The organism is Caulobacter sp. CCH9-E1 (assembly GCF_001556515.1).
Classification (GTDB): Bacteria; Pseudomonadota; Alphaproteobacteria; order Caulobacterales; family Caulobacteraceae; genus Caulobacter.
This window is the reverse complement of the sequence record NZ_LSJA01000284.1, coordinates 1-994: the sequence shown is the minus strand read 5'-3', so window position 1 is coordinate 994 and position 994 is coordinate 1. Positions and strand designations below refer to the sequence as shown.

The 994-nt window shown below is 72.3% G+C and carries 1 protein-coding gene; it reads right to left on the bottom strand.

Annotated features, from left to right (window positions below; genetic code table 11):
• Positions 1-58: 58 nt before the first annotated feature.
• On the bottom strand, positions 59-841 hold the full coding sequence (proC, locus tag AX690_RS15945; protein WP_066730489.1) for a pyrroline-5-carboxylate reductase: 783 nt from the start codon (positions 839-841) through the stop codon (positions 59-61).
• Positions 842-994 lie beyond the last annotated feature (153 nt).

The following is a 994-nucleotide window of genomic DNA, read 5'->3' as shown; positions in this document are numbered from 1 at the left end:
AAGCCGACTGGAGACCCGCCTGAACTCAACACGGTTGCTCCCCCGCTGGGGGAGGATTTTAGGAACCCAGCTCCTTCGATCGCGCGACCGCCGCTGCCAGAGCCTTGGGCAGCAGGTCGCCGAAGCCGCCCTCGCCCATCAGCACGGCCAGCGCCTCCGCCGTGGTGCCGCCGGGCGAGGTGACTTGCTTGCGCAGTTCCGCCGGCTCCTCGCCGCTCTGCTCCATCAGGGCGGCCGCGCCGATGATGGTGGCGCGGGCCAGGCGGGCGCTTTGGGCGGGATCCAGCCCCTGGGCCGCGCCGGCGGCCTCCAGGGCCTCGATGAAGGCGTAGAGATAGGCCGGGGCCGAGCCCGACACGGCGGTGGCCGCGTGCATGAGGTCTTCGTTCGGCAGCACCGCGACGGCCGCGACCGGCTCGAACAGCGCCTTGGCGCGGGCCAGGGCCTCGGGGTCGTCGGCATAGAGGCTGGCCGCGCCGCGTCCGATGGCGACGGCGGTGGTCGGCATCACCCGCGCCACGCGCCGGCCGCCGAAGGCTTCGGAAATATCCGCGGCGCGGACGCCTGCGGCGATCGAGACGATCACGGCGTCGGGGGCGAGGTGCGGGACCACGTCCTTGACCGCCTCGCGCCAGATCTGCGGCTTCACGGCCATCAGCACGGTCTTGGCCGCGCCCAGCGCCTCCAGCGGCGGATTGAGGATCGCGCCCCGGACGGCGGCCGGCTCGATGTTCGGATCACGGACGATCAGGTCGCTGGCGACGAAGGCCCCGGCCTCGCGCCAGCCCTGGATCAGCGCGCCGCCCATGCGTCCGGCGCCCAAGAGAAGGATGGGGGTCATGAGCGTCACCTCGATCTACCCTTCTCCCCTTGCGGGAGAAGGTGGCCTGCGAAGCAGGGCGGATGAGGGATTTCGCGGCGGCGCGGACGAGGCGGTCGCCGCGCGACCCCTCATCCGTCGCTTCGCGACACCTTCTCCCGCAAGGGGAGAAGG